The organism is Streptomyces sp. NPDC056347 (assembly GCF_042262625.1).
Taxonomy (GTDB): Bacteria; Actinomycetota; Actinomycetes; order Streptomycetales; family Streptomycetaceae; genus Streptomyces.
Genome location: NZ_JBHJQP010000026.1, coordinates 28,413 through 54,543, shown reverse-complemented (window position 1 = coordinate 54,543; position 26,131 = coordinate 28,413). Strand labels below are relative to the sequence as shown.

Below are 26,131 nucleotides of genomic sequence, written 5' to 3'. Positions count from 1 at the left end.
CCGCCGTACTCGCGTCAGGCGAGAGAGACGATCATCTTTCCGGTGTTCTCGCCGCGCAGCAGGCCGACGAAGGCGTCGAAGCCGTTCTCGATGCCCTCGACGACGGTCTCGCGGTACTTCAGCTCGCCCGAGGCCAGCCAGCCCGCCACGTCCTTCACGAACTGCGGCTGGAGCGCGGCGTGGTCGGTGACGAGCATGCCCTGGATGCGCAGCCGCTTGCCGATGACGAGCGCGAGGTTGCGCGGGCCGGGGGTCGGCTCGGTCACGTTGTACTGGGCGATCATTCCGCAGACGGTGACCCGGCCGTGCACGTTGAGCGCGGAGATGGCCGCTTCGAGGTGCTCGCCGCCGACGTTGTCGAAGTAGACGTCGATGCCGTCCGGGGCGGCGGCGCGCAACTGCTCGACGACCGGGCCGTCGTGGTAGTTGAAGGCCGCGTCGAAGCCGTACTCCTCGACGAGGAGCTTGACCTTCTCGTCGGAACCGGCCGAGCCGATGACCCGCGAGGCGCCCTTGATCCGGGCCATCTGGCCGACCTGGCTGCCGACCGCACCGGCCGCGCCGGAGACGAAGACCGCGTCGCCCTCCTTGAAGGACGCCACGTCGAAGAGGCCCGCGTAGGCGGTGAGCCCGGTCATCCCGAGCACCCCGAGGTAGGCGGGGAGCGGGGCCACGGACGGGTCGACCTTCACCGCGTGCTGGGCGGGGACCTCGGCGTACTCCCGCCAGCCGAGGCCGTGCAGGACGTGGTCGCCGACCGCGATGCCCTCGGCGTTCGAGGCGACAACCTCGCCGACCGCTCCGCCGTCCATCGGGTGGTCGAGCTTGAACGGCGGGGTGTACGACTTCACGTCGTTCATCCGGCCCCGCATGTACGGATCGACCGAGAAGTACAGGTTGCGGACCAGGACCCGGCCCTCGCGGGGTGCGGCGACCGGGGCCTCACGCAGCGCGAAGTCCTCGGCCTTCGGCCATCCGTGGGGGCGGGCGACGAGGTGCCATTCGCGGCCGGACGTGGGAAGTGCTGCTGACATGGGCTCGGGTTCTCCTCAATGCCATTCGGTGTCACTCGGTGTCACTCGATATCGGTCGATGTCACACGGTGTCCTGCGGAACGGGGGAATTCCGTCATGGATTCCCTCCGGATTACTTCAGATGATGAAACAACCATGCGCCTGAATATTTCACCTTGTCAAGCAACCGGCTATCCTGGGTGTCATGGCACTCCCCCGTACGGACCCACTGACCCTCGAGGTCGTCGAGCTCATCGGCACCGTCGTGGCGCGCTACTACGAGGAGTACGACGAGGCGGCCGCCGCCCACTCGCTCACCGGCGCGCAGGCCCGGGTGCTCGGGCTGCTCGCCGTGGAGCCGATGCCGATGCGCCGGATCGCCCGGAAGCTGAAGTGCGAGCCGTCGAACGTCACCGGCATCGTCGACCGCCTGGAGACGCGCGGCCTGGTGGAGCGGCGGCCCGATCCGGCCGACCGGCGGGTGAAGCTGGCCGCGCCGACGGAGCTGGGCGCGCGGACGGCGCGCGAGCTGCGCGATTCGCTGACCTTCGCCCGGGAGCCGCTGGCCGAGCTGTCGGACGCGGAACGGACGGTGCTGCGGGACCTGCTGCGCCGGATGCTGGGCGAGCCGGGGCCGGACGCGTAGGAGACCGGCCCAGGGGGTCAATCGAACCGTGGTTGGCGTTGAGATCGATCTTGGTCGTTTAACACAGTTCCGGGATGGGCGGCAGGTTTCTCTGGAAGTCCGGTGGGCTCGGATGACGGGTGGCTACCGTCCGCCGGGTGCCGGTGGAATTTCCTACTGATGTGCAGGCGGCGTACGGACGGTTCGTGGAGGAGCCGACGCGGCCGGAGCTGGAGCGGTTTTCCTTCCTGGACGGCGTGGACCGGGACCTGATCGCGTTGCGCCGTACGACGGCGCACCAGCTGGGGTTCGCGATGCAGATGCGCACCGTCCGGTACGTCGGCCGGTTCCTGGTGGACGTGCCGTGGTCGGTCATCGAGCACTTGGCCGCGCAGTTGCAGATCGAGGACGCGTCGGTTGCGAAGCGGTACACCGGGCGGGCGAAGACGGCGTACGAGCACGCGTGGGAGATCCGGGACGCCTACGGCTATCACCCGTTCGAGGACGCGGAGTGGGGCGCAAGTTCCGCGCGTTCCTGCACGGGCGGGCGTGGACGGGCGCCGAGGGACCGGTGGCTCTGTTCAACCAAGCGGTGGGATGGCTGCGCCGCCACCGGGTGCTGCTGCCGGGCGTGAGCGTGTTGGCCAAGCAGGTCGCATCCGTACGTCAGGTCGCGGAGAAGCGGCTGTACGCGACGGTGGCAGGCGCTGCGCGGCGGGCGGACGCGTCGTTGTCGGAGGATCTGGTGGCGCTGCTCGGGGTGCCGGAGGGGCGGCGGATTAAGGCCAAGCCGCTGCTGCCGCGTGAGATCGACGCCAAATTGGTGCCGGCTGCGTGGAAGAGGGCGGTGTACTCCAATCCGGAGCTTCCCGAGGGGGCGGTGGACCGTGACGCGTATGTGGTGTGCGTGCTGGAGCAGCTGTTCCGCGGCCTGAACCGGCGCGACGTGTTCGCCTCGCCGTCGAACCGGTGGGCGGACCCTCGGGCGCGGCTGCTGGACGGCGAGCAATGGGAGGCCGTCTCCGAGGACGTACTGCACGGCCTGAGCCTGGACGAGCCGGTCGAGGAACACCTGGCCGGGCGGGTGCGGGCCTGGACGCGGCCTGGCAGCTGATGGCGGAGCGTCTGGAGGAGGCCGGGCAGGACGCGAAGCTCAGCTTCAAGGTCCGGCCCACTAACGACTACTAGGGGCGGGTGCAGCGATCTGACCGGAGGCTCGTGACCTCAGGCTCCCTGTCGGCAAAGGATGGCGAGCTCAAACGGTCAGCGCATCACCGCTGTTCAGAAGGTCAGCGTAGACCTCTGCGGGAGCGCGGTAGCCGTGAGTCTTGCGCGGACGGTGGTTGAGCTCGTGGGCGACAGCGTCCAGGTCGGCCTGGTTGAAAGTGCGGAGGTCCGCGCCCTTGGGGAGGTACTGCCGCAGCAGCCTGTTGGTGCGGACTTCGGCCGCAATCCGGAGGGCCGGGAGCTCGGTGAGTGCGGTACCCTGCTGGTCCGCTATGGCAAGGCCAAGAAGGGCTCGCCGCCCAAGCGTCGCACCGTGCTGACCGTCTGGCACTGGACACCCGGCACCGTCGAGGAATGGATCAGCGAGGTCCGGCCCGGGATGCGGCACTCGAGCAGCCGGGCCCTCTGGCCCTCCGAGCGAGGCCCACGGATCGGGGTCCAGCGGCTGGACTCCCGATTCGCTGCCTACCGGGACGCCCTCGGCCTGGATTCTGCGCTGGAGTTCCACTCGCTGCGTCGGTCCTACATCACTCATCTGATCGAGGACGGCCACGACCCGCTGTTCGTCCAGCAGCAGGTCGGCCATGACCACGCGTCCACCACCGCGATCTACACCTGTGTTTCCTCAGACTTCCGCACCCGCTCCCTGCGTCGTGTCCTGGACGCCACCGTCGAGGCCGCTCTGCGGCCGGGAGGGATCTCGTGATGCCACGCCGGATCAGCTATCGGTGGCGCCTGCGAGAGCTGATGGCCGCCCGAGGTATGTTCACCGTCGCCGAGCTCATGCCACACCTGACCGAACGCGGCATCACGCTGTCCTCCTCCCAGGTTCACTGTCTGGTCTCCGGCACCCCGGAACAGCTGTCCTTGCCGGTGCTGGCCACCCTCTGCGACATCCTCGACTGCACGCCCACCGATCTGATCGCCACCTCGGCTCAGAATCTCCCCGCCCGCCGCACGGCCGGCGAAGAGGCGCCGATCAATCTCGCTGCCCGGCGGCCCACACGGGTCCGGCTGACGCCCGAGCGGTGAGCGGTGACGCCGGAGGAGTACGAGCGGTGGATGATCCGCGACTGCGCACGCTGCGGCCGTCGAGCCTCGAAGTCCGCCGAGTGGTCGGACGGCCCGATCTGCCGGACCTGCTACGAACGCGCGATGCGCGTTCGCGGCTGCTGCCCAGGCTGACGATCCGACCGACTTTTGCCGGGCCGGGACGTCGCTGGCACACCGATCTGCCGTGACTGTGCGGGGATTGTCCGCGACTTCTTCTGCGACCGCTGTGGCTTCGAGGGGTTGCTCCTCGGTGGGCGTCTCCGCGAACGCTGCACGCTCGCGGACGCCCTCCGCCAACTCCTCAACGATGGCACCGGCCGTGTCGCTCCTTCACTGCAACCACTGGTCACCGCCCTGCTGGAGACAGACCGGCCCAAGAGCCGCCTGATCTGGCTCCGTAACCCCGATGTCGTCCGCCTCCTCCGAGGCCTGGCCTCCGGCACCATCCCGCTCACCCACGAAGGGCTGCACCTGGAAACACCCCGGCGAACCGTCGCTCACCTGCGTGACCTGCTGATGGACAGCGGCGCGCTGCCACGCGTCGACCGGCAACTCATGCTTTATCAGCGATGGCTGACCGAACGGCTCGCTGTCATCGAGGATCCCGAACACCGTCGGCATCTCCAGCACTTCGCCACCTGGCACCAGATGCGGCGCCTGCTGAGCAAGGCTGAGAAGGGGCCTCTGGGACGTTCTCAGACCGGACAGGCGAAACAAGAGATCACCCAGGCCGGCGCCTTCCTCGCCCGGCTCGCTGACCGAGGCCGCGCCATCGAACACTGCCAGCAGGCCGACCTCGACGCCTGGCACACCGAGAAGCTGACCACCGGGCACCCTGCCCAGACTTTCCTGCGCTGGTGCATGAAGTCGAGCCGGCTGCCCCGCCTAACCCTGCCACCCCAGGTCATCAACCAGGACCAAGCGCCACTGCACCAGCACCGCCGACTCGCCATGCTCCGGCGGATCCTCAACGACGGCTCCCTCTGCCCTTGCGGGCCCGGGTCGCCGCCGCGCTCGTTCTCCTCTGCGCGCAACCCGTCACCCGCATCGTCCGCCTCACTGTCGACGACATCACCGACGACGGAGTCACCGTCACCGTCTGCCTGAGAGACCCGCCCTCCCCGCTTCCGGAGCCCGTCGCTGACCTGATGCGGGCATACGTCCGGTCCTGCCATCACCTGCCCTACGCCAGCAGCAGAAGCTCACGGTGGCTCTTCCCCGGCCGCCAGCCCGGACAGCCGATGAATCCGGTCAGCCTTCAAGTCCACCTACGGAAGATCGGGGTCCCGCCACAGCGCGGCAGAACCTCCGCGATCCGCCAACTCGTCCTCCAGGCCCCGGCCCCCGTTATCGCGAAGGCCCTCGGTTACCACGACAAGACAGTCACCCGCCTTGTCACCGAAGCCGGAGGAACCTGGAGCCGATACGCACCTGGCGACCACGCGCGGTGACACCGGTACCAGCCGCGCCCAGGAATACGTGACACCTCAGCAGGCGAGCCCACCAGTCCCGCGGCCGTTCTCGACGGACCTGATCTCGTCGGCGGTCATCCGCAGATCCCGCCAATCCTCGACAGCCAGCCGGGCGAATCGGATCATCCGCGCGAGATCACCCTGGGAGCACGTCAGGATGTCCTCAACCACATTCTCGCTCGGCGTGATGTCGCCATAGCAGTCGTGCCACGCGAACTCGACCAGTTCCAGCAAATCGAGCGCCGCGGGAGCCGCACTCTTCCCGACCGCCGCCTCGACTCTCGCCGTGCGTTCTGCCCGACGAGCCGCCCTTCCCACTGCCACAAGCCCCTCCACCTGGAAGACGTGTTACCGACGAGACACAAACTTGCACAGGAGCACCCTCCAGGGCACCGCGGCCTGGAACATAACATTCTCCAGCCCGGCGGCCGTGAACTAAGCCGAGAGCAGGCCAGCAGACATGAAAGCTCGCCACTCAGAGTGACCCACTGCGGTGCTCCACACTCGAATACGCGTCACCTCAACATGAGGGGTTACCAGTCCCGGGGCCGGAGACGGGACGCCCAAAGGCCGGTCCGGGTTCACCACGGGCTCGTACGGGCGCGGCGGCACCCCCTACGGCTCAGCCCAGCGCGCGGCGCGTCGGCGGGCGGCGCACGATGCGAAGGAACCGGCGGCCGCCGGTGCCACCGTCCGCGCCCCGGGAGATCCGCCGTGACCGTCAGTCTTGAGCAGCTGCGCCGCTGCCACGTCGCCGTCGACCTCGGAGCGGCCCGGACCCGGGTGTACGTCAAGGGGCTCGGGCTGGTCGTCGACGAGCCGAGCGCCGCCGCGGTGAACACCCGTACCGGCTCGCTCATCGCCGTCGGCACCTTCGCCGAGCAGATGACGGGCCGCACCCCCGACTACATCAAGGTGACCCGGCCGGTCTCCGGCGGCACCGTCATCGACATCGAGATGGCCCAGCGCATGCTGCGCCACCTGCTGGGCGACAAGCTCCGCCGGCAGCTGCGCCGCAAGCCCCGGCTGCGGGCCGCCGCCTGCACCCCGCACGGCAGCGACCCGCTCGCCCAGCGGGCCACCGTCGAGACGATGGTCGGGATCGGGGCCCGCCGGGTCGAGCTGATCGACACCCTGATCGCGGCGGCGGTCGGCTGCGGGCTGCCGGTCGAGCAGCCGACCGCGACCATGATCATGGTGTGCGGGGCGGCGACCACCCAGATCGCGGTGCTCTCGCTCGGCTCGATCGTGAGCGCCGTACGCATCCCGGTCGGCGGTGAGGCCATCGACCACGCGGTCATCCAGCACCTGCGCCAGCACCACGAGCTGATGCTGCCGAGCCAGTCCGTGCGCCCGCTCCAGCTGGCCCTCAGCGACAGCGGGCTGACCGCGCAGGGGCCCGCCACCACCGAGATCCACGGCCGGGACGTGGCGACCGGCCTGGCCCGCTCGGTGCGGGTCGACACCGCCGCCGTACGGCAGGCCATCCACGCCCCGCTCACCAACGTGCTGGACGGGCTCGGCAAGATCCTGCGCGAGTGCCCGCCCGACCTGGTGGCCGATCTGGTGGACTGCGGGATCATGATGGTCGGCGGCAGCGCGCTGCTGCCCGGTCTCGACCAGATGCTGCGGAACGCGACGGGGCTGCCGGTGCACATCGCGGAGCGGCCGGACACCTGCGCGGTGATGGGGCTCGGCGCGATGCTGGACGGGCAGATCGAGCCGATGGTCCTCGACCCGCTCGGCTGCTGAGCGCGGCGGAGCGGGCGGAGCGCGACCGGGCGGACGGAGCACGGCGGAGCGGATGGAGCGGGCGGAGCACGGCGGATGACCGACGACCTGGCCGACGTCCCCGCCGGCATCCCCGCCGACGCCTCTGCCGGCTCCGCCGCCGACGCCCCGGGCAGGTCCGCGCTGTCGATGCTGCTGGAGGCGGTGCTCGGGCTCGGCTCCGACCTTGAACTCCGGGCGATGCTCCAGCAGTTGACGGACAGCGCCGCGACGCTGACCGGGGCCCGGCACAGCGTGCTCGGCCTGCTCGACCCGGACCGCGGCACCGTCGGCGAGCGGTACACCTCGGGGCCCGGGGAGGCCCGGGAGCCAAGGCCCCGCGCCGAGGCTCCGATCCGGGTCCACGACCAGACCCTCGGCCACCTCCGCATCACCGGGACGGACGACGGGCGGCCCTTCACCGGGGCGGACACCACCATGCTGGCGGCACTCGCCTCGCTGGCCGGTTTCGCCATCGCGAGCGAGCGGCTGTACGCGGCGGCCCGGCAGCGGGAGCGCTGGATCGAGGGGGCCGCCGCCGTGACCACCGCCCTGCTGGCCGGCGGAAGCGCGAAGGACGCGCTGACGACCGTCGCGGAGCGGGCCAGGACACTCGCCGACGCCAGTGCCGGGGTCATCCTCCAGCCGGACGCGGCGGGCGGCATGGAGATCGTCACCGCGTCCACCCCCGACGACCCGGCCGGGATCGTAGGCACGGTCATCGAACCCGGCTCCCCGGTGCTGGTCCAGCTGCTGGGCGGGGAGCCGGTGTTCATCGAGGACTCGGCGACCGACCCGCGGATGACGACGCATGTGCGGTCGCGGTTCGGCCCCAGCATGATGCTGCCGCTGCGGAGCGGCGGGCGGCTGATCGGCACCCTCGCCCTGCCCCGGCGGCGCGGCGAGCGCCCCTACACGGCGGTGGACCGGCTGCTGGCCACCCAGTTCGCCTCGCAGGCCGCGCTGGCACTGGTGCTGGCCGACGCCGCGCACGACCGGGAGCGGCTCGCGGTGTACGAGGACCGCGACCGGATCGCCCGCGATCTGCACGATCTGGTGGTCCAGCGGCTGTTCGCCACCGAGATGATGCTGGAGTCGGCCCGGCGCCGGGGCCCGGCCCCGGAGACCGACGAACTGCTCGGCCGGGCCGTGGACGAGCTGGACTCCACCATCCAGGAGGTACGGACGGCGATCTTCGCCCTCCAGCAGCCGCCCGCCGACGCGCCCGCCACCTTCCGGGGCCGGGTGCTGCGGGAGACCGGGGGCGCGGCCGCGGTGCTGGGTTTCCGGCCCTCGGTGCGGTTCGCCGGGGCGGTGGACGCGCTGGTGCGGGCCCCGGTGGACGGGCGGCTGCTGGCGGCGTTGCGCGGGGCGCTGGCGGCCGCGCACCGCAGGACCGGGGTGTCGTCGATCGAGGTGGCGGTGGACGCCACCGCCGTGACCCCGGACGGGCGGGCGGCGGTCCGGCTGACGGTCGCCGACGACGGGCGCGCCGAGGACGGCTCGCGCGCCCCGGCGGTCATCTGGCAGGCGCCGCTCTGAGCGCGACCCTGGTGTTGGAGTGGGCCACCCCCGCCTCCCGCTTCAGGCGGCGCAATAGCCCGTCCAGGGCCGCGGTGTCGGCGACGGCCGCGCGTACGAGGTAGTCGTGGGCGCCGGTCACATGGACCACCTCGGTGATGCCGGGCAGGGCCAGCACCGCCCGTTCGAAGGTCTCGTTGGCCGTGTCGATCCGCAGGGACACGTCGATGAAGACGACGAGCCCGGTGCGGGTGTCGGCGGCCGGGTCGATGATCACGGTGAAGCCCCGGATCACTCCGTCGCGGCGCAGCCGGCGCACCCGGTCGGCCGCCGCGTTGGCGCTGAGGCCGACCCGCTCGCCCAGATCGCGGTACGAGATCCGGGCGTCCTCCTGGAGGATGCCGAGAATGTCCCTGTCCAGACGGTCCATACTGCGATTGTCGCAGCTTTGTCCGGCATACGGGTGTTTGAGGCGCGTGAGATGGCGTGACCGCGCGTGACCCGACCGGCGTACTCCGGCGGGCCGCCCAGGTGGCCCCGACCTTGACTTGAGGCGTGGATACAGCCGTCAAGCAGTCCCCGGAAGCGGTCGAAGCGCCGTCCTCGGCCGCGTACCGCAATCTCGTGATGGCCACGATCGGCTTCGGGCTCACCTTCTGGGCCTGGAACCTGATCGCACCGCTGTCCGGCGACTACAAGGAGCGGCTGGGGCTGACCTCGTTCGAGCAGTCGCTGCTGGTGGCGGTGCCGGTACTGGTCGGTTCGCTGGGCCGGATCCCGGCGGGCGCGCTCACCGACAAGTACGGTGCCCGGCTGATGTTCCCGCTGGTCTCGGCGCTCACCGTCGTGCCGGTGCTGCTGCTGATCCCGGCGCGGGAGTCGTTCGGCGCGATGCTCGTGGTGGGCTTTCTGCTGGGCCTGGGCGGCACCACGTTCGCGATCGGCATCCCGCTGGTCAACTCGTGGTTCCCGCCCGCCAAACGCGGTCTGGCGCTCGGTGTGTTCGGCATGGGCATGGGCGGTGTGGCGCTGTCCGGGTACTTCACCCCGCGGATCGCGGAGCACGGGAAGAACCTGCCGTACCTGGTGGTCGCGGCGGCGCTCGTGGTGTACGCGGCGCTCGCCGCCGTACTGGTCACCGACCGGCCGGGCCGCCCGGTGCCGACCGAGTCGCCGGCCCGTCGGCTGGGCCGCGCCGCGCGGCTGCGGGTCACCTGGGAGCTGTCCGCGCTGTACGCGATCGGCTTCGGCGGGATCGTCGCGTTCGGCGTGTACCTGCCCACGTATCTGAAGACCTGGTACGACCTGACGCCCACCGACGCCGGCACGAAGGCGGCGGGTTTCGCCCTGGTCACCGTCGTCTTCCGGCCGATCGGCGGCTGGCTCTCGGACCGTGTCCACCCGGCCGTGGTCACGGCGGGGGCGCTCGGTCTGGCCGCCCTGACGGCGATCGTGCAGGCCTTCGACCCGCCGCTGGCCCCGGGCGGCACGATCGCGCTGCTCTGCATGGCCGCGGGCCTGGGCACCTCCAGCGGCAGCATCTTCGCCCTGGTCTCGCAGGTGACACCGCAGGCGCAGGTGGGCAGTGTCACCGGGATCGTCGGCGCGACGGGCGGCCTGGGCGGCTTCGTACCGCCGCTGGTGATGGGGGCGATCTACAGCGCGAAGGACTCGTACTCGATCGGCTTCATGCTGCTGTCGGACCTGGCGCTCGCGGGCTGCGTGTACGCGTACGGGCGGATGCGGGGCCTTCGGAGGGAGTAGGGCCTTCCGTTCACGAAAGGCCCTAAGGTGCGGAGAGTGACGACTCCTCTTCTGTTCGTACCGGATGACGGTTCGCGCCGGGAAGCCATCCGGTTCGGCGAACACAGCCTGACCTACGACGAGTTGGCCTCCGCGTCCGCCGCGCTCGCCGCCCGGATCTCCGGCGCCGGACGGGTCGCGGTCTGGGCCACCCCGACACCCGCGACGGTGGTCGCCGTGGTGGCCGCGCTAAGGGCCGGGGTGCCCGCGGTACCGCTCAACCCGCGGACGGGAACGCGCGAGCTCGCCCACATCGTGGCGGACAGCGAACCGGCCGTGGTGCTGGCCCCGGCGGGCGACACCCTTCCGCCGCCGCTGGACGCGCTGGACCGGATCGACGTGGAGCCGACCGGGGAGGGCGCCGCGGCCACGTTCCCCGAGCCCGGCCCCGAGTCCCCCGCCCTGATCGTCTACACCTCGGGCACCACGGGTCCGCCGAAGGGCGCGGTGCTGCCCCGGCGGGCGATCGCCGCCTCGCTCGACGCGCTGGAGGACGCCTGGCGGTGGACCGGGGAGGACGTGCTCGTCCACGCGCTGCCGCTGTTCCATGTGCACGGCCTGATCCTCGGGGTGCTGGGGCCGCTGCGCCGGGGCGGGTCGGTGCGGCACCTGGGCCGGTTCTCCGCCGAGGGCGTGGCCCGGGAACTGTCGTCCGGCGGCACGATGCTGTTCGGCGTGCCGACGATGTACCACCGCCTCGCGGAGGTCCTGGAGGGCTCCGGGCCCGAGGCGGCCGGGCTGGCGAAGGCGCTGGCCGGGGCCCGGCTGCTGGTGTCCGGCTCGGCGGCGCTGCCGGTCCACGACCACGAGCGGATCGCGGCGGCGACGGGCCGCCGGGTCATCGAGCGGTACGGCATGACGGAGACCCTGATGAACACCGGCGTACGCGCGGACGGCGAGCCGCGCCCCGGCACCGTGGGCGCCCCGCTGGCCGGGGTGGAGCTCCGGCTGGCCGAGGAGGACGGCACCGTCCTCACCGGCACCGGCCCCGAGGCCATCGGCGAGATCCAGGTGCGCGGGCCGAACCTCTTCACCGGCTATCTGAACCGCCCCGACGCCACCGCCGCCGCGTTCACCGGGGACGGCTGGTTCCGGACCGGCGACATGGCCACCCGCGACCCGGACGGCTACGTACGGATCGTCGGCCGCCGGGCCACCGACCTGATCAAGAGCGGCGGTTACAAGATCGGCGCCGGGGAGATCGAGAACGCCCTGCTGGACCACCCCCGGGTCCGCGAGGCCGCCGTCACGGGCGAGCCGGACCCGGACCTGGGCGAGCGGATCGTCGCCTGGGTGGTGCCCGCCGACCCGGCCGCACCGCCCTCCGAACGGGAACTGGCCGATCATGTGGCCGCCCAGCTCGCCCCGCACAAGCGCCCGCGCACGGTCCGCTACCTGGACGCGCTGCCGCGCAACGACCTCGGCAAGATCATGAAGCGGGCGCTCCATGGCTGACCGGCTGAGCGCGAGAGCGGCGATCGCGGCCCTCACCACGGAGTTCGAGGAACTCACCGACGACGCCTTCGACGACGGCACCGGGGACGACGGGCCGCTGTCCTGGGCCGGGTACGCGGACTCCCGGGCCCGCGCCACCGCCCGTACCGGCGAGCGGGAGTCCGTCGTGCACGGCCTCGCCTCGCTCGGCGGCCAAAGCTGTGTGCTCGTCTCCTTCGAGTTCGGCTTCCTGGGCGGTTCGCTGGGGCAGCGCACCGGGGACCGGCTGGTGGCCGCCTACGAGGCCGCCGGGCGGCGGGGGCTGCCGCTGGTCTCGCTGATCGCCACGGGCGGCAGCCGGATGCAGGAGGGCATGATCGCGCTGACCCAGCTCCAGCGGGTGGCCCACGCCTCCGCGCGGCTGCGGGCGGCGGGCCCGGCGCAGATCGCGGTCCTGCGGGACCCCACGACGGGCGGCGGCTGGGCCACGCTGGGGGCGGGCGCCGATGTGGTCCTGGCGCTGCCGGGCGCCCAGGTCGGCTTCGCCGGCTCCCGGGTGCGGCCGCCGGACGCGGACCCGGCGGCGTACACCGCCGAGGGCCAGCTGGCGGCGGGGCAGGTGGACGCGGTCGTCGCGCCGCGGGAGCTGCCGGGGACGGTGGGCCGGTGGCTGCGGGCGCTGCACCTGCCGAAGGACCCGCCGCCGCCCGCCCCGGTGCCCCGGGCGCTGTCGGCGGCGGGTCTTCCGGGGACCGGCTGGGACGCGGTGTGCCAGGCCCGCTCGGCGTCGCGGCCGCGTGCCGAGGCGTACCTGGACGCGTACTTCTCGTACCGGCTGCCGCTCGTCGGTGACCGCTGCGGGGGTACGGATCCCGGGCTGCTCGCCGGTTTCGGGCGGCGGGAGGACCGGTCGGTCGCCTACGTCGCCCAGTGCGGCACCGCGACCCGCCCGGCCGGGTACCGCACGGCGGCCCGGGTGATCCGGCTGGCGGACCGGCTCGGGCTGCCTGTGCTGACCCTGATCGACACCCCGGGCGCGGCGAACGACGCGGAGGCGGAACGGGCGGGCGCGGGCGCCGCGATCGCCGATGCCTTCGCGGCGGTGGCGGCGGCCCGGGTGCCGCTGACCACCCTGGTGATCGGCGAGGGCGGCTCGGGCGGCGCGCTGGCCCTCGCGGCGCCGGGGAACACCCATGTCACCCCGGACAGCTACTTCTCGGTGATCGCCCCGGAGCTCGCGGCGGCCATCCTGAAGCGCACCCCGGACCAGGTGCGGGCCACCGCCGACCAGTTGCGGCTGCGCCCGCAGGACCTGGTGGAGCTGGGCTTCGCCCGGTCGGTCGTGGGCCCGTAGCGGACCGGGCCGCGGCCGTGGCCGGAGTGTGCGGCGGTCACGGCCGCGGGTCGCGGGCGTCGTACCGGGCGAAGCCGCGCCACCGCAGCGCCAGCAGCCCGACGGCGACGATGCAGCCGATCCCGCCGCCGGTCACCGCCAGGCCGGGCGAGGCCAGGTCGGAGACCGAGCCCGCGAAGAAGTCGCCGAGCCTCGGCCCGCCCGCCACCACGACGATGAACACGCCCTGGAGCCGTCCGCGCATCTCGTCGGGGACGGCAGCCTGGAGCATGGTGTTGCGGAAGACCATCGAGATGGTGTCCGCGCATCCGGCGAGCGCCAGGAAGAGCAGCCCGAGCCAGAGCTGCCGGGTCAGCCCGAAGACCGCGATGGCCGCGCCCCAGCAGGCGACGGCGACCAGGACGGCCAGCCCGTGCCGCCGCACCCGCCCCAGCCATCCGGAGAACACCCCGCCGAGCAGCGCTCCGAACGCCGGGGCGGCGACCAGCAGTCCGGTGGTCTTCGCGTCGCCCCCGTACCAGAGGACGGCGACGACCGGGAACAGCGCCTTGGGCTGGGCCAGCACCATGGCGCACATGTCGGTGAAGAAGGTCATCCGGAGGTTGGCCCGGGTCGCCAGGAAGCGCAGCCCGTCCGCGACGGACGCCCGCTTGCCGGACCCGCCCTCCTCCCGCTCCGGCAGCATCGCGGGCAGCCGCCACATCGCGTAGAGGGAGGCGGTGAAGGTGACGGCGTCGACGGTGTACGCGGCCCGGTAGCCCCACCAGCCGACGAGGAGCCCGCCGAGCATCGGCCCGACCAGGTTTCCGGTGGTGCTGGTCATGGAGGAGAGCGCGTTGGCGGCGGGCAGCTGCTCGGCGGGGAGCAGACGGGCGATCATCGAGCTGCGGGCCGGTGAGTTGACCGCGAAGCAGGCCGCCTGGAGGGCGACGATCGCGTACAGCAGCCCCACCTGTTCCACCCCGGCGACGGTGAGGGCGACCAGGGCCACGGAGAGCACGAACGAGCCGGAGGCGCTGGCCAGACCCAGTTTGCGCCGGTCGAGGATGTCGGCGACGGCCCCGCCGTACAGGCCGAAGACCACCAGGGGCAGGAACGAGCAGAAGCCGATGAGCCCGACCGAGAAGGCGGAGCCGGTGATGTCGTAGACCTGGAGCGACACGGCGAGCGAGGTCATGCCCTGCCCGATCCAGGAGACCGTGTTCCCGAACCAGAGCCGCCGGTAGTCGGGAGAGCTCCGCAAAGGGGTCAGATCGGCGAATATGCGGCGGCGGGCGGCGGGTTCATCGGTCGTTTCGGTCACAGCGGATGGTAGCGACCGGCCCGTGCCGGGGCGGAAGGGTGCGTTGCCGAGGAGTCTCTAGGGCCGGTCGATTCCGGTCGTCCGGACGGCTCTGTGGACGGTCCCGTTGTGCCGCGGCTGACCGCGGCGCTCGAAGAGGGTGGCGTAGAGGCCGCTGCGGCCGAGGAGTTGGGCGTGCGTACCGGATTCCACGAGCCGCCCCTCGTCCAGGACGAGAATGCGGTCGGCGTCGGCGGCCAGGGCCAGATCGTGGGTGATGACGATGGTGGTGCGGCCCTTGGCCAGCCGGCGAAGGGGTTCGAGGATGCGTTCGGCGGCCAGCCGGTCCAGTCCGGTGGTGGGCTCGTCGAGGAGGAGGACGGGTGCGTCGCGCAGCATGGCGCGGGCGATGGCGATGCGCTGGAGCTGTCCGCCGGAGAGCCGGGACGTGCCGGTGGATATGACCGTGTCATATCCCTCCGGAAGGGCTTCGACGAATGCGTCCGCATCGGCCGCCCGCGCCGCACGCACCACGTCGTCGTGGCTCGCGCCGGGGCTGCCGCAGCCGATGTTCTCCTCGATGGTGTCGTGCAGGACGAGCGTGTCCTGCGGCAGCAGCGTGACGTTCCGGCGCAGGTACGTCAGCGGCAGCCGGTCCAGGGGCACCCCGTCCAGCAGGACGGTGCCGGTGTCCGGGTCGTAGAAGCGCAGCAGCAGGGCGGCCAGGGTCGACTTGCCCGCGCCGCTGGGGCCGGTGACGACCAGCAGTTCGCCGGGGCTCGCGGTGAACGACAGGTCCTGGAGCACCTGCTCGTCGCTTCCGGGGTAGTGGAAGAACACCTTGCGGGCCTCCACCTCGCCGAGCGCCCTGTCGTGCGCCGGTTCGGGCACGGACCCGGCCGGGTCGGTGACGGCCGGCTCGGCGTCGAGGATCTCCATCAGACGTTCGGCGCCCGCGGTGGCGGCGGTGGCCGTCAGACCGAGGGTGCCGAGCTGGCGGATCGGCGGGTAGAGGTAGCCGATGAAGGCGGCGAAGGCCAACAGCTGGCCGAGAGTCATCCGGCCGGCCGAGATCTCCCAGGCCCCGAGGCCGATGATGGTGAGCACGCACACCGTTTCGAGGACCTCGATGAACTGCCCGTAGAACTCGGTGAGCCGGACCGCCCTCACCGCGGTCCGCAACCGGGTCCACGCCTTGTCCTGCAGCCGCTCCTCCTCGTTCCGCTGCCGGTTGTACGCCTGGGTCATGACGACGTTGACCAGCGTCTCCTCGACCACCGCCGTGATGGCGCCGTCCGCGGCGCGACCGCGCCGGGAGACCGCGCGCAGCGGCCCGGCGAACCGGCGGGTGACGAACAGGAGGATCGGCACCATGACGAAGGTGGCGAGGGCCAGGTCCCAGCGCAGCCACAGGGCCGCCGCCGCGTAGAAGACCGTGCCGAAGAGCGCCGAGGCCGCGCCGACGATGCCGGAGACCACGAGTGCCTCGATGGCCTCCACATCGCCGGTCAGCCGTTCCACCAGGTCGCCGCGGCGGTTGCGCTGGAAGAAGTGGGGCGGAAGGTTCTGGAGGTGGCCGAACACCCGGGCCCGCAGGCGGAGCACGAAGCGCTCCGCGGTCCAGGCGGCCAGCGAACTGCCCAGGTACCCCACCACGGCACCGGCGACCGCGACCGCGAGCCACTGGCCCGCGGGCCGCCAGAACGCGCTGACGTCGCCGCTCGTCAGTGCCTTGTCGGTGAGTTCGGCGAAGAGCAGGACGGTGGCGGTCTCGGCCAGGGCGGCCAGGATCGCGCAGAGGAAGACGATGGCGAGCCAGCGCCGGTCTCCCCTGGTCAGCGGCCAGAACCGCCGGAAGGAGACGAGGATGCTGACCGGGTCGGTGCGGATCGGGACATCGGTCACCGGATTTCCGGGCGGTTCGTCGGAACCGTCGGGATTCGCGAGCGGGCTGCGGAAGCGCATGGGCATCACACCACGGAGAGGCCGTCGTCACGGACATGGGCCCGGATGGGCCGGCATGGGCCAAAAAATTGAGGCGGACCCGCGCGAACTGCGCGAGCCTGCCTCGATTCGGGTTCAGAGTGAAGGGTCAGCAACCCCAGCGACGCCCGCGACCGAACCGGCCGTAGCCGTAGTCGCCGTAGTCACCGTAGTCACCGAATCCACGTCCGCGACCGTAACCGCCGCGTCCGTAACCACCACGGCCGTATCCACCGCGTCCGCCGTGGCCGCCCCTGTCTCTGCGGTCGAAGATGCTACGAACCTTCATCTTCGCCTCCTCCGGAGGTATTGATCTCGCCGCTCCTTGCTCTTGCTGCGGCACTTCCGACAGTACGTCCGCCCTCTGCGGCCAACAAGTCGTAGAAGCCGTAATCAAGGATTAATAGTGACGAATCGTCTTAATTCTCCGAAGCGTTGTCACAAGCTACATTCCGTAGCGGAGATCGCCGCAGGTCACCGCCGGCCGCTGTCCGTGGCCGGACCGGGTGTGCGCGGCAGCCCGACGACACCGAAGGGGGTGTTCGGGGCGGGTGCGGCGCGGGCCGCGCTGACGTGGATCCGGCCTCCCGCGCAGGGGGGCGAGCAGGGCCGGCGCGAACCGCGCGGGGCAGCGGCGACGGCGGCGGGGCGGGCCGGCGACGGCGGCCGGAGGACCCTCCTCGAGGGCCTTTCCGGGCGATCTTTCTCGTGGAGGGCGCCGTCTTTCCTCCCCTCCCACGCACCGCGATTCCGCCGTGCGATGCGATCGATCGCGGGGCGGGGCGGGGCGGAGCGGGGGAGCCGGGCACCGGACCGTGCCCGGCCCGCCGGGGCGGACGGAGAGAGCCGCTCCCGGCCCCCTCCCCTGTCAGCCTCCTCCGCCGGCCTCCTCGGTCAGCCTCCTCGGTCAGCCGACGATCGCGACCGGGGCGTCCCAGGCGTTCCGGTCGACGGTGATGGTGTAACCGCCGCGAGTTTCCTTGCTGTTGACCATGTACTGATGGCCGCGGCTGTGCCCGGTGAACTGGTCCGGCTTCCACGGCCAGTCCGAGGTGGTGGTGTTCTTCTTGTCCCACAGCGCGTACCAGAGGTTGCCCGGCAGGTCCGTCTTGTTCGTGGCGGTCGCGACGGCCTTGGCGCTGGAACTGCTGAAACCGTAGAAGCCGCCGCGGTAAGTGGCGTTGCGCAGCGTCCTGGTGAAGGAGCGCACATACGTCAGGACCGCGTCGTTGCACGCCTTGTCGGTGATGTCGTACGGCTCCATGTCCAGATAGATCGCGCTGCCGGTCCTCATCCCCAGCGCCGACGCCTTGGCCACCGCGTCCTTGGCGTTGCTCGCGCCGACGGAGGCCGCCGTGGCGGCGGTGAACTTCTCGGGGTTCGCGCTCTTCTGGCAGGGCGGCTGGGCTCCGACGTAGAGCGGAATGAGCTTCCATCCGGTGGTACTGACCGACTTCACCCAGGACTTGGTCAGGTTGGGCTGGGCGCAGCCGCGGTTCTTCCCGCCGATGTAGACGGCGGCGGCGCCGTAGAACCCGGTGTGCCACGCCTTCATCGCGGCGAGCGAGGGCGCGGTACAGGCGTCGAACGCCCGCCCGGTGTAGGTCTTCTGCGCGGGCCACGTGGTGGCCGCCATGGACGACTGCGCGGCGATCCCGGCACCCGCGGCCACGACCACGCCCGCGGTCGCCCACGCGAGGTAGCGGCCCTTCTTGGACAGCCTGTGTCTGGACAATTCCCCACCCCATTCGATTACGGATTCCGCCCCGGCCCGCTGCCGCGCGGCACGCGCACACGGCGGCGCGGCAGCGGCGCCCCGAACGGCCGAAACGCATCGCACGATAACCGACCCGGACGACCGGCCCGATACGGTCGCACCCCGCACGAGTCACCGAGGGTGGCAATCCGCCTGTGTCCTCCGGCCGAAAGTCCGCCGGGTGGGTGGATCCACCGGTGAACGGCCGTCAACCGGCACCGAGCGCCTGCCGGGACGAGCGGCCCGCGCCGCTCTCCTCCTCCCCGTCCCCTCACCGAAAGCCCCCCATGCGCCCCGTCCCCACCTGCATAATCGGCAGCGGTCAAGCGCCCCAGGCCCTGCACGGACATGCTCTCGACGCGTACGTCCAGATCGGGTCCTTGAGCAAGACGCTCACCGGAACCGCGCTGGCCCGACTGGCGGCCAAGGGCGTGCTTCAGGCGGACGCCCCGGTGGAACGGTTCCTGCCCGTTCCACCGGGCACCGGCATCACCTTGGAGCATCTTGCCCAGCACACCTCCGGCCTGCCACGGCTCCCCCCGCGCTTGAAGCGGCACGACCCGTACGCCGCCTTCGACGACGACGCCCTGCAAGCCCTGCTCCGGAGACTGGACACCCTCACCACCACGGCCCCGGGCCGGGCCGAGGAATACTCCAACCTCGGGTACGCCGTCCTCGGAGCCGCGCTGACCGCCGCCGCGGGCATGCCCTACCAGGACCTGCTGGACCACTACGTCCTCGCCCCGCTGGGCATCACCGAGGTGGCCGTCGCTCCGCCACCGGACAGACGCCTCCACGGTCGCGGGCTGTTCGGCCGCCGGCGCCGCCCCTGGACCATGAGCGGCGCCGTCCTGCCCGCCGGCGGGCTCTGGGCCACCCCTCGGGCCACCGCCGACCTGGTGAACGCGCTCCTCGTGGAACGGAAGCTGGGAGAGCCCGCCCTGTCCTGGCAGCGGGCCGGCACCCTGCTCTGGCACAACGGCGCCACGCGTGACGCCTCCGCCTTCGCCGGCGCTACGCCGGACGGCAGATGGGTACTGATCCACCGCCTCACCGGCCGGGCCGACCGCACCGACGAACTGGGCATCGAACTCCTGCGGCGGGCCACACCCGGCGCCCCGCCGGCCGACGGTCCCTGAACCGTCCGGCCGGCCGTACGAGCGGCGGGAGGGCAGGGACGGGCCCGCACACGCCGGTCGCCGTTGCCGTACGGGCTTGGCCGCTCACACCGACCTCGCGTCCCGGGCACCCGGCGGCCCCCACTCCCGTGCGAAGCCCCGTCGGCTCCGGCACCGCCGAGGCCCCCGCGGCGCCCTCGACACCCCCGGGCCCGGCGACGGTACGCGGACCGCATCCGAGACGCGGCCGGTGTCCCTCCCCGACGAGGCCCGCCGGGCGCCGCTGTCGCGATCCCGGCGACGGCGGCGCCCGCGCCGTCACGCCCCCAGATGCCCCAGCACGGAGCCCAGCGCCCGGTGCACCGCGCCGCGCGCCTCCTCCGTGTGGTCCAGGGTCTCGAAGCCGTGGTGGCCGCCCGGGACGTCGATCACCTCCACCTTCGCCCCGGACTCCTCGGCGGCGGCCAGGAAGGCCGCCACGGTCTCCGCGATCTGAGGGAGTTCCAGGCCCACCCGGGTCAGCACGACCGGCGGCGCCCCCGCCGAGCGCACCGCGCCCACCGTGTCGAACCGGCCGTCGCCGAGGCCCCAGGCGGGCTGCGGGGCGAGTACCGGGTACGTCGCCGCCACGCACCGCAGCCACGGCGGCGACGCGGCGAGCCAGTCCGCGCAGAGCAGTCCGCCGCCGGAGAAGAACCACAGCGCGACCCGGTCCGGGTCCACCCGGGGGTCGGCCCGCAGCAGGTCGACCGCCGCGGCCACGTCGGCGGCGGCGCGCGGGCAGTCCGTGACGTCGTGCATCCGGTGGTCCACGGTCGCCGCGAGCACACCGCGCTCCGCGAGCAGCCGCGCGTACCCCGTGTACGACGGCCAGTCGCGGGGCGTCGGGCGGGCCTCGGCGGGCACCGGGCCGCCGTGCACCAGCAGCACGGCGGGGCGCGGCCCGTCCGCGTCCGGCGGGTAGAGGTCGACCCGGCCCGTCCGCTCGCGCGGCCGCTCCGGCACGTCCAGGAGGAACGGCCGCAGGTGCGGCGGGGGCCCGGTCGGCGCCGCCAGCCGCTCGCCCCCGCCGTCGGCCGCGCGCAGCAGTACGCCGGCCAGTTCGTCCGGTGCCGACAGCATCGGCCAGTGCCCGGCGGCCAGTTCGAAGAACCGCACCCGGGGCTCGGTGAGCGCCACCAGGCCGGGGTCGCCGAGGCCGACGAGGGACCCGAGCACGGCGAGGGAGGAGCCGTTCGCCGTGCAGAGCACCCCGGTCGAGGGCAGCGCGGCCACCTCGGCGGGCAGCCGCAGCGGTGCGGTGAGCGTGCCCGCCGGCTGCGGTGCGGCCAGCTCGGCGAGCCGGTCCAGGGCCTCGGCGGGCACGTCCGCGAGGTGGCCCCAGCGCTGCCAGCCCGCACGGTCCGGCGGGGCGAGGTGCCCGGGCGCGCCGGGCGCGGTCAGGAGGGCGCGGGCCTCGGGGTCGGGGAGCAGGGCGAGCGCCGGGGCGCCGTCCTGCGCCGGGGCCGTGTCGACGTACACGATCCGGCGCACGCGCCCGGTGCGGCGGGCCGCGGCGCCGAGTGCGGGGTGGATGCCGTAGCCGTGGCCGACGAGGACCACGCCGGTGGACTCGGGCAGGCCGTCGATCAGCCGGACCACGTCGTCGACGTGCGTCTCGGGGGTGCCGCCCTCCGGGACCGCCGCGCCGGGCTCGTCCCGCATGCCGGTGAGCGTCACCGGCAGGGCCCGAGCCCCGGCCGCGCGCAGCCGGTCCGCGACCCGCGCCCACACCCAGCCACCGGTGTGGGCGTCCGGCACCAGTACGAACGCCGTCGCGCCGCTCTCCGTGCCCATGGCCCTCTCCTCGCTCATGTCTCTCTCCTCGTCACCGCGCCCCACGGGCCCGGCCACCTGGGCCGCCCGTGCTCGCCGGTACGGTAGGAACTCCCCCTGAGGGAGGTTCAAGCCTTGCCCACCGAAGTCCTGTGGAGCATCGGAGAACTGGCCGAGCGCGCGGGCGTGACCGTCAAGACCGTGCGGTTCTACTCCGACCGCGGTCTGCTCCCCGAAGCCGCCCGCAGCGCCGGCGGCCACCGGCGGTACGGCCACGACGCCCTCGACCGGCTCCGTACGATCCGTGCCCTGCGCACCCTCGACCTGCCGGTGCCGGACGTGGGCCGGGTGCTCGACGCGGACGGTGACCTGGAGGGCGTGGTCGCCGACCGGCTGCGGGACATCGGCACGCACCTCGCCGCGCTCCGCTGGCGGGAGGCCGCGCTGCGCCTCGTGCACGACTGCGCCCCCGAGGAGCGCGCCGAACGGCTGCGCCTGGTCGGCGCCGTGACGGTGCCTCCGAACACGGACGCCCTGGCCCGGTTCTGGCGGCACTGGCTGCCGCCCCGGCTCCCGGCCCGGGTGCGGTCGGCGGTCGTGGAGCAGGCGGTGCCCGCGCTGCCCGACGCCCCCGCGCCGCACCAGGTCCTGGCCTTCGCCCGGCTGCACGCCTTCGTCACGGCGCCCTGCCCCGGCGGCGCGACCCGCGACGACTGCCAGCCCGCCGCGCACCGGGAGCCGGACGGGTCCCGCCCGGCCGTCCTCTACACCGGGCTCGGCGAGGCCTTCGAGCTGGCGGCACCCGCGATCCGGGCGGGCCGGACGCCGGGCGCGGGAGAGGCCCTGGACTGCTTCGTGGCCGCGTACGCCGGCGCGAGCGGGATGCGCGACACCCCCGGCTTCCGGGCGGGCCTCAGCCACGCCCTGGCGGCGGACCCACGCATCGACCGCTACTGGCAGCTGGTCACCGAGCTGTCGTCCGAGCCGAACCCGGGCACGTCGCACGACTGGCTCCGGTCGGCCCTGGCCACGCAGACGGCCGCGTACTGAGACCTGTCGCGGAGGGCCGCGGGCCGGCCATCTGCCCCGTACGGGCCGGGAGTTGCGGCCGAGGTGCGACGCGTCCGCCGGGCCGAGGCGCGACGGGTGGAAGTGTCCGCCGGACCGAGGCTCGACGGGCGAACGCGTCCGCCGGGCCGAGGACGCGGCACGCCACCCGGCTTCGCTCCCGCGTCGTCCGGCACCTGCCGGAGCCCCTGGCCGGCCGGCCCCCGACCGCAGCCGTGCCACGCGTCATCACCGCGCCCGTGATCGGTGCGGTCCTCTGCCCGACCAGTCAGCTCCTCATCGGCCGAGAGAGGCCCCTTCCCTCTATCGGTAATAAGCAATACCCTTCAGCAACACTTACACCACGTCCAGGACGCGGAGCACTCCCATGCCCCAGTTAGTGCCGACCAGCAAGCCCCAACAGGTCATCGCCGCATCCAACTTCGTCTACACCGTCGGCAGTGGCCTCTACCTGACCGCCGGAGTCCTGTACTTCACCCAGGCCGCCCACCTCCCGGCCAGCCAGGTAGGACTCGGGCTCGCCATCGCCGGGGCCGTCTCGCTGGCCGTGGGCATCGCCGTCGGCCATCTCGCGGACAGACGCGGGGCCCGCGGCGTGTACGTGGCCACCCTGGCCGTCCAGGCGCTGGCGACCGCCGGCTTCGTACTGGCGGACAGTTTCTGGCCGTTCGTCCTCGTGGTGTCCATGGCCACCGGCGCGAAGGCGGCCGGACTGGCCGCGCGCTCCCCGCTCATCAGGCACTACGGAGGCGACCGGCCGCAGGAGTTCCGCGGCTACCTCCGCGCCGTCTCCAACGTCGGCATCTCCCTGGGGGCCCTGTTCGCGGGCTGGGCCGTACAGATCGGTACCGAGTCCGCCTACCGGATGCTGGTGCTCGGCAACGCGCTCTCCTTCGTCGCGGCCGCGACCGTCCTGGTCCGCCTGCCCGCGGTCGAACCCGTGCCCGCCGCCGGCGGTCCGCGCCGGATCGCCCTGAGAGACCGCCCCTACCTGCTGATCACAGCCCTGGACGGCATCATGGCCATCCAGTTCAAGGTCCTCACCGTGGCCATCCCGCTCTGGCTCGTCAAGGCGACCACCGCCCCGCCCTGGCTCATCTCGGGCACCATGCTCGCCAACACCGCCCTCGTCGTCGTCCTTCAGGTGAGAGCCGGCCGCGGCATCGATTCCGCCATGGCCGGCGCGCACGCCTACCGCCGCTCGGGCCTGGCCTTCCTGGTCTCCTGCTCGCTGATCCCGCTGTCCGCGGGGGTACCGGCCCGGGCCGCCGTGTGCCTGCTCCTGGCCGGAGTGCTCGTCCATACGGTCGGTGAGCTGTGGCACTCCGCGGCGGGCTTCGAGGTGTCCTTCGCGCTGGCCCCGGAGCACGCCACCGGTCAGTACCTCGGCGTGTTCGGCCTGGGGGCGGGCCTGGCCGAAGCCGTCGGACCGACGCTGCTCATCTCCCTCTGCATCACCTGGGGCCGCCCCGGCTGGTACGTCGTCGGGGCGATGTTCGCCCTGACGGGCCTGGCAGCACCGTTCGCCGTCCGCCGGGCACAACACCGGTCGGCCCGCCGCACCGCGCCATACGGAAAAGCGCTGACCAGCCCTGCTGCCGGCCATGCGGAGGAGCCTCCAGCGGGTCGACGCGGCGTTCGCGCGGCGGACGACACCGCACGCGCGCACCCGCCGAACTGATCCCGCAGGGCGGAACGTTCATCCGGAAGCGGGCGGGAGACGCGATCCGATCCCGGCGACACCGCCCGCTCGCGGATTCCCCGGGGAGCCGAGAGGCGACCCGTCGCGCGGGTGACGGTGATGGTCCGCATCTCCCTGCTGCCGCAGGGGCGTCGGCTTCGGCGCACGGGGCATCACCGCTCATGCGAAGAGCACGGATCCGTCCGTGCTGTCAGCCCGTCGCGAGGGCGGCCGATGCGTCGATGAGGGCGAGCTGGCCCGGGCTGGCTCTCCGGGTCCGGGCCTGTTCCACGAAACGAATCAGCTCCACGCGGACAGTGGCCGAATCGATGCGCTTGATCACGGGCAGCGTGGCCTCGATGATCTGGCAGGCGTCGTCGAGACGGCTCGTACCAGCCAGGGCCGTCGCCTGCCGAACCGCGAAACGCGCCCGGGAGTTGCTGTCGGACGGGGAAGTCGGCCGACACCGGTGCTCGGCGGCGAAAAGGTCGGCGGCCTGCTCGAAGCGACGGAGGCTGAGCATGCAGGACGCCTCGATGAGCCGGGGGTTGCCGTTCTCGATGCGCGGGCCCCAGTGAGGGGTCCGGCCGTCGGCACCCTCGGCGGCGTGGCTCCTGAACCGCTCCAGTGCCTCCCCGCACGCCCGCGCATCGCCACGACGCGCATGCCCCTGGGCGGCGCGTCGCGCGGCGTGGGCGCGGATCACCGGGTTGGCCGCCGGGTGCCCGGCTGCCCGGTCGGCGAATTGGATCGCCGCATCGGTGTCACCACGGTGCTGGGCGATGAACGCCCTGCGGACCAGGGCGTACGCGGCCACCGTTTCGTCTCCGCCCTGCGTGCCCCAGCGAACGGCGAGATTCGTCCAGCGCAACGCCTCCGCGGGATTTCCCGCCTCCTGCGCCATCCACCCCGTGTACTCGGCGAACCTCGATGCCAACAGCCAGATCCTGGAGCGCTGTTCGTCAGCGGCGTGCGAACCGGCGTCCGTCAGTACCCGCGTGATCGACTTCATCGAAGCGGTGACGAATCTCGGCCCGGTGGATCTGCCGATGTCCCTCAGCTCCCGCAGGACCCGCTCGTACCCCGCGATCACGGGGTCGGCGTCGACGGCATCCCCGGCCCGGGCGCCGCGGCGGCAGCCCCCGGCCAGTTCGACGAGCTTCCCGCCGGTGCCGAAGGCCGCGTCGCAGGCCGCCGCCACGGCGGGCGTCGGGTTGCGCGCGCCGCTCTCCAGATTGCAGATCTGCCCCTCGGACACGTTCGCACGCCGGGCGGACTCGCGCACGCTCCACCCCCGACGAGCCCGGAGCGTGGCCAGGACGACGCCGAAGTCGCCCGGTGGCAGACGAGTGCCGGCCGATCCTCCTGGTAAGACCGTCTCTGCCGTGCCGTCCGCCGGTTCCATACCCGTCAGCGTACGGAACCCAGCGGCGGCTATTCAATCCTCGGCGAATAGCCACCGAGCGTGTACTCCGCATCCGGAGTGAGCACGATGCCTGACGTCAAGGCTTCCCAGAGAGGGGGAAATCGTGCCGCGCATCTTCCTCAGCTATCGCAAACCGGACTCCCGGTGGATGCGGGACCGCGTCCACCGCGCGCTGTCCGACCGGCTAGGTGCCGACGAGATCTTCAAATCGGGCCGGTCGATACCGCCCGGGGCGGACTTCGCCGAGATCCTGCGACGGCAGGCCGCCGACTGCGAGCTCATGTGCGTACTGATCGGGACAGGGTGGCTCGACGCGCGGGACGGGGACGGAGTGCGGCTCCTGGACCGGGCCCACGACTGGGTCCGCCTGGAGATCGCGACAGCTCTGCGCGCGGGAAACCGCGTCGTCCCGGTCCTTCTGGGGGACGCGACGATGCTGCCCGACGCCTCGGCGCTGCCGGCCGAGATCGCGGAGCTGGCGCGCCTGCAGTTCCTCCGCGTTCCGGAGACCCATCTGCCGGACGGGCTGACGCGCCTGGGCGATGCCCTGACCGCTCTCCTGTCCGACGCCGACGCCGATGCCGGCCCCACTGCCGGACCCGGACCCGGGCACGGCACGGCGCCGGCCACCGGTCCGGAGCCGTCCACGACCATGACCGCCCATGTGTCCGGCGGCGGCAGCGCCTACCAAGCGGCCCGTGACCAGACGATCAGGCTGACGTGAGGGGCT

The 26,131-nt window shown here is 72.6% G+C and carries 22 protein-coding genes and 1 pseudogene; 14 read left to right on the top strand and 9 right to left on the bottom strand.

Annotated elements, in window-relative coordinates; translation table 11 throughout:
* Window positions 1-14: 14 nt before the first annotated feature.
* Window positions 15-1,034 carry an NADP-dependent oxidoreductase gene (locus ACFCV8_RS09450; RefSeq protein WP_376684702.1) on the bottom strand — a complete coding sequence of 340 codons (1,020 nt, stop codon included), beginning with the start codon at window positions 1,032-1,034 and terminating at the stop codon, window positions 15-17.
* A 184-nt stretch (window positions 1,035-1,218) separates the two neighbouring features.
* Here ACFCV8_RS09450 and ACFCV8_RS09445 point away from each other — a divergent pair, with 184 nt between their 5' ends.
* The 5 genes and pseudogenes from ACFCV8_RS09445 (at window position 1,219) to ACFCV8_RS09425 (ending at window position 4,106) form a co-directional block, all read left to right on the top strand.
* A complete protein-coding gene (locus tag ACFCV8_RS09445; protein ID WP_376684701.1) occupies window positions 1,219-1,659 on the top strand; it encodes a MarR family winged helix-turn-helix transcriptional regulator in 441 nt (146 codons plus the stop codon).
* A 137-nt stretch (window positions 1,660-1,796) separates the two neighbouring features.
* Window positions 1,797-2,808 (top strand): annotated as a pseudogene (locus ACFCV8_RS09440) (DUF4158 domain-containing protein); the annotation flags it as partial.
* Between the two features lie 151 nt (window positions 2,809-2,959).
* Entirely contained in the window at window positions 2,960-3,571 is a 612-nt protein-coding gene (locus ACFCV8_RS09435) for a tyrosine-type recombinase/integrase (RefSeq protein ID WP_376684700.1), read from the top strand.
* A complete protein-coding gene (locus ACFCV8_RS09430; protein WP_376684699.1) occupies window positions 3,571-3,897 on the top strand; it encodes a helix-turn-helix domain-containing protein in 327 nt (108 codons plus the stop codon). Before ACFCV8_RS09435 ends, ACFCV8_RS09430 begins: the two co-directional genes overlap by 1 nt.
* Window positions 3,898-3,923: 26 nt before the next feature.
* Window positions 3,924-4,106: a hypothetical protein gene (locus ACFCV8_RS09425; protein WP_376684698.1), complete on the top strand. Its 183-nt coding sequence runs from the start codon at window positions 3,924-3,926 to the stop codon at window positions 4,104-4,106.
* A 142-nt stretch (window positions 4,107-4,248) separates the two neighbouring features.
* Here the strand turns inward: ACFCV8_RS09425 and ACFCV8_RS09420 are convergent, their stop codons facing one another.
* Window positions 4,249-4,728, bottom strand: coding sequence for a hypothetical protein (locus ACFCV8_RS09420; protein ID WP_376684697.1), 480 nt, complete (start codon window positions 4,726-4,728; stop codon window positions 4,249-4,251).
* Window positions 4,729-5,405: 677 nt separating this feature from the next.
* Window positions 5,406-5,624 (bottom strand): hypothetical protein, encoded by a 219-nt coding sequence (locus ACFCV8_RS09415; RefSeq protein WP_376684696.1) that lies wholly within the window; start codon window positions 5,622-5,624, stop codon window positions 5,406-5,408.
* A gap of 480 nt (window positions 5,625-6,104) precedes the next feature.
* On the opposite strand from ACFCV8_RS09415, the gene ACFCV8_RS09410 reads away from it, so the two are divergent.
* Window positions 6,105-7,142, top strand: coding sequence for a rod shape-determining protein (locus tag ACFCV8_RS09410; RefSeq protein WP_376684695.1), 1,038 nt, complete (start codon window positions 6,105-6,107; stop codon window positions 7,140-7,142).
* Between the two features lie 75 nt (window positions 7,143-7,217).
* A complete protein-coding gene (locus ACFCV8_RS09405) occupies window positions 7,218-8,702 on the top strand; it encodes a GAF domain-containing protein (protein ID WP_376684694.1) in 1,485 nt (494 codons plus the stop codon).
* On the opposite strand, the gene ACFCV8_RS09400 is transcribed toward ACFCV8_RS09405, so the two are convergent.
* Window positions 8,680-9,111, bottom strand: coding sequence for an Lrp/AsnC family transcriptional regulator (locus ACFCV8_RS09400; protein ID WP_376684693.1), 432 nt, complete (start codon window positions 9,109-9,111; stop codon window positions 8,680-8,682). The two genes, ACFCV8_RS09405 and ACFCV8_RS09400, sit on opposite strands and share 23 nt — an antisense overlap.
* Window positions 9,112-9,236: 125 nt before the next feature.
* On the opposite strand from ACFCV8_RS09400, the gene ACFCV8_RS09395 reads away from it, so the two are divergent.
* The 3 genes from ACFCV8_RS09395 to ACFCV8_RS09385 are packed head-to-tail and all read left to right on the top strand — an operon-like array spanning window position 9,237 to window position 13,272.
* Window positions 9,237-10,445 (top strand): MFS transporter, encoded by a 1,209-nt coding sequence (locus ACFCV8_RS09395; protein WP_376684692.1) that lies wholly within the window; start codon window positions 9,237-9,239, stop codon window positions 10,443-10,445.
* 36 nt (window positions 10,446-10,481) lie between these two features.
* On the top strand, window positions 10,482-11,939 hold the full coding sequence (locus ACFCV8_RS09390; protein ID WP_376684691.1) for an acyl-CoA synthetase: 1,458 nt from the start codon (window positions 10,482-10,484) through the stop codon (window positions 11,937-11,939).
* Window positions 11,932-13,272, top strand: coding sequence for a carboxyl transferase domain-containing protein (locus ACFCV8_RS09385; protein WP_376684690.1), 1,341 nt, complete (start codon window positions 11,932-11,934; stop codon window positions 13,270-13,272). The genes ACFCV8_RS09390 and ACFCV8_RS09385 overlap by 8 nt, the downstream gene beginning before the upstream one ends.
* Before the next feature lie 37 nt (window positions 13,273-13,309).
* Here the strand turns inward: ACFCV8_RS09385 and ACFCV8_RS09380 are convergent, their stop codons facing one another.
* The 3 genes from ACFCV8_RS09380 to ACFCV8_RS09370 form a co-directional block, all read right to left on the bottom strand.
* Window positions 13,310-14,575, bottom strand: a complete 1,266-nt coding sequence (locus ACFCV8_RS09380; protein ID WP_376684689.1) for an MFS transporter — start codon at window positions 14,573-14,575, stop codon at window positions 13,310-13,312.
* A gap of 57 nt (window positions 14,576-14,632) precedes the next feature.
* Window positions 14,633-16,519 (bottom strand): ABC transporter ATP-binding protein, encoded by a 1,887-nt coding sequence (locus ACFCV8_RS09375; RefSeq protein WP_376684688.1) that lies wholly within the window; start codon window positions 16,517-16,519, stop codon window positions 14,633-14,635.
* A 925-nt stretch (window positions 16,520-17,444) separates the two neighbouring features.
* A complete protein-coding gene (locus tag ACFCV8_RS09370; protein WP_376684687.1) occupies window positions 17,445-18,272 on the bottom strand; it encodes a glycoside hydrolase domain-containing protein in 828 nt (275 codons plus the stop codon).
* A 308-nt stretch (window positions 18,273-18,580) separates the two neighbouring features.
* Between ACFCV8_RS09370 and ACFCV8_RS09365 the strand changes: the two genes are divergently transcribed.
* The gene (locus ACFCV8_RS09365) at window positions 18,581-19,432 is read left to right on the top strand and encodes a serine hydrolase domain-containing protein (protein ID WP_376684686.1); all 852 of its coding nucleotides are present in this window, start codon (window positions 18,581-18,583) and stop codon (window positions 19,430-19,432) included.
* A 297-nt stretch (window positions 19,433-19,729) separates the two neighbouring features.
* Here ACFCV8_RS09365 and ACFCV8_RS09360 read toward each other — a convergent pair whose 3' ends face one another.
* Window positions 19,730-21,265, bottom strand: coding sequence for an alpha/beta hydrolase (locus ACFCV8_RS09360; RefSeq protein WP_376684685.1), 1,536 nt, complete (start codon window positions 21,263-21,265; stop codon window positions 19,730-19,732).
* 96 nt (window positions 21,266-21,361) lie between these two features.
* Between ACFCV8_RS09360 and ACFCV8_RS09355 the strand changes: the two genes are divergently transcribed.
* On the top strand, window positions 21,362-22,276 hold the full coding sequence (locus ACFCV8_RS09355) for a MerR family transcriptional regulator (RefSeq protein ID WP_376684684.1): 915 nt from the start codon (window positions 21,362-21,364) through the stop codon (window positions 22,274-22,276).
* Window positions 22,277-22,661: 385 nt separating this feature from the next.
* Complete coding sequence (locus ACFCV8_RS09350) at window positions 22,662-23,975, top strand: MFS transporter (protein WP_376684683.1); 1,314 nt, start codon at window positions 22,662-22,664, stop codon at window positions 23,973-23,975.
* A gap of 211 nt (window positions 23,976-24,186) precedes the next feature.
* Here the strand turns inward: ACFCV8_RS09350 and ACFCV8_RS09345 are convergent, their stop codons facing one another.
* Window positions 24,187-25,380 carry a helix-turn-helix domain-containing protein gene (locus ACFCV8_RS09345; RefSeq protein ID WP_376684682.1) on the bottom strand — a complete coding sequence of 398 codons (1,194 nt, stop codon included), beginning with the start codon at window positions 25,378-25,380 and terminating at the stop codon, window positions 24,187-24,189.
* A 124-nt stretch (window positions 25,381-25,504) separates the two neighbouring features.
* Here ACFCV8_RS09345 and ACFCV8_RS09340 point away from each other — a divergent pair, with 124 nt between their 5' ends.
* On the top strand, window positions 25,505-26,125 hold the full coding sequence (locus ACFCV8_RS09340; RefSeq protein ID WP_376684681.1) for a toll/interleukin-1 receptor domain-containing protein: 621 nt from the start codon (window positions 25,505-25,507) through the stop codon (window positions 26,123-26,125).
* Window positions 26,126-26,131 lie beyond the last annotated feature (6 nt).

Bases quoted from the DNA above. Each gene is read 5' to 3' on its own strand.
- ACFCV8_RS09350 (WP_376684683.1), top strand. From the start codon at position 22,662: ATGCCCCAGTTAGTGCCGACCAGCAAGCCCCAACAGGTCATCGCCGCA.
- ACFCV8_RS09430 (WP_376684699.1), top strand. From the start codon at position 3,571: ATGCCACGCCGGATCAGCTATCGGTGGCGCCTGCGAGAGCTGATGGCC.
- ACFCV8_RS09345 (WP_376684682.1), bottom strand. From the start codon at position 25,380: ATGGAACCGGCGGACGGCACGGCAGAGACGGTCTTACCAGGAGGATCG.
- ACFCV8_RS09360 (WP_376684685.1), bottom strand. From the start codon at position 21,265: ATGAGCGAGGAGAGGGCCATGGGCACGGAGAGCGGCGCGACGGCGTTC.
- ACFCV8_RS09365 (WP_376684686.1), top strand. From the start codon at position 18,581: ATGCGCCCCGTCCCCACCTGCATAATCGGCAGCGGTCAAGCGCCCCAG.
- ACFCV8_RS09375 (WP_376684688.1), bottom strand. From the start codon at position 16,519: ATGCGCTTCCGCAGCCCGCTCGCGAATCCCGACGGTTCCGACGAACCG.
- ACFCV8_RS09450 (WP_376684702.1), bottom strand. From the start codon at position 1,034: ATGTCAGCAGCACTTCCCACGTCCGGCCGCGAATGGCACCTCGTCGCC.
- ACFCV8_RS09400 (WP_376684693.1), bottom strand. From the start codon at position 9,111: ATGGACCGTCTGGACAGGGACATTCTCGGCATCCTCCAGGAGGACGCC.
- ACFCV8_RS09385 (WP_376684690.1), top strand. From the start codon at position 11,932: ATGGCTGACCGGCTGAGCGCGAGAGCGGCGATCGCGGCCCTCACCACG.
- ACFCV8_RS09445 (WP_376684701.1), top strand. From the start codon at position 1,219: ATGGCACTCCCCCGTACGGACCCACTGACCCTCGAGGTCGTCGAGCTC.
- ACFCV8_RS09405 (WP_376684694.1), top strand. From the start codon at position 7,218: ATGACCGACGACCTGGCCGACGTCCCCGCCGGCATCCCCGCCGACGCC.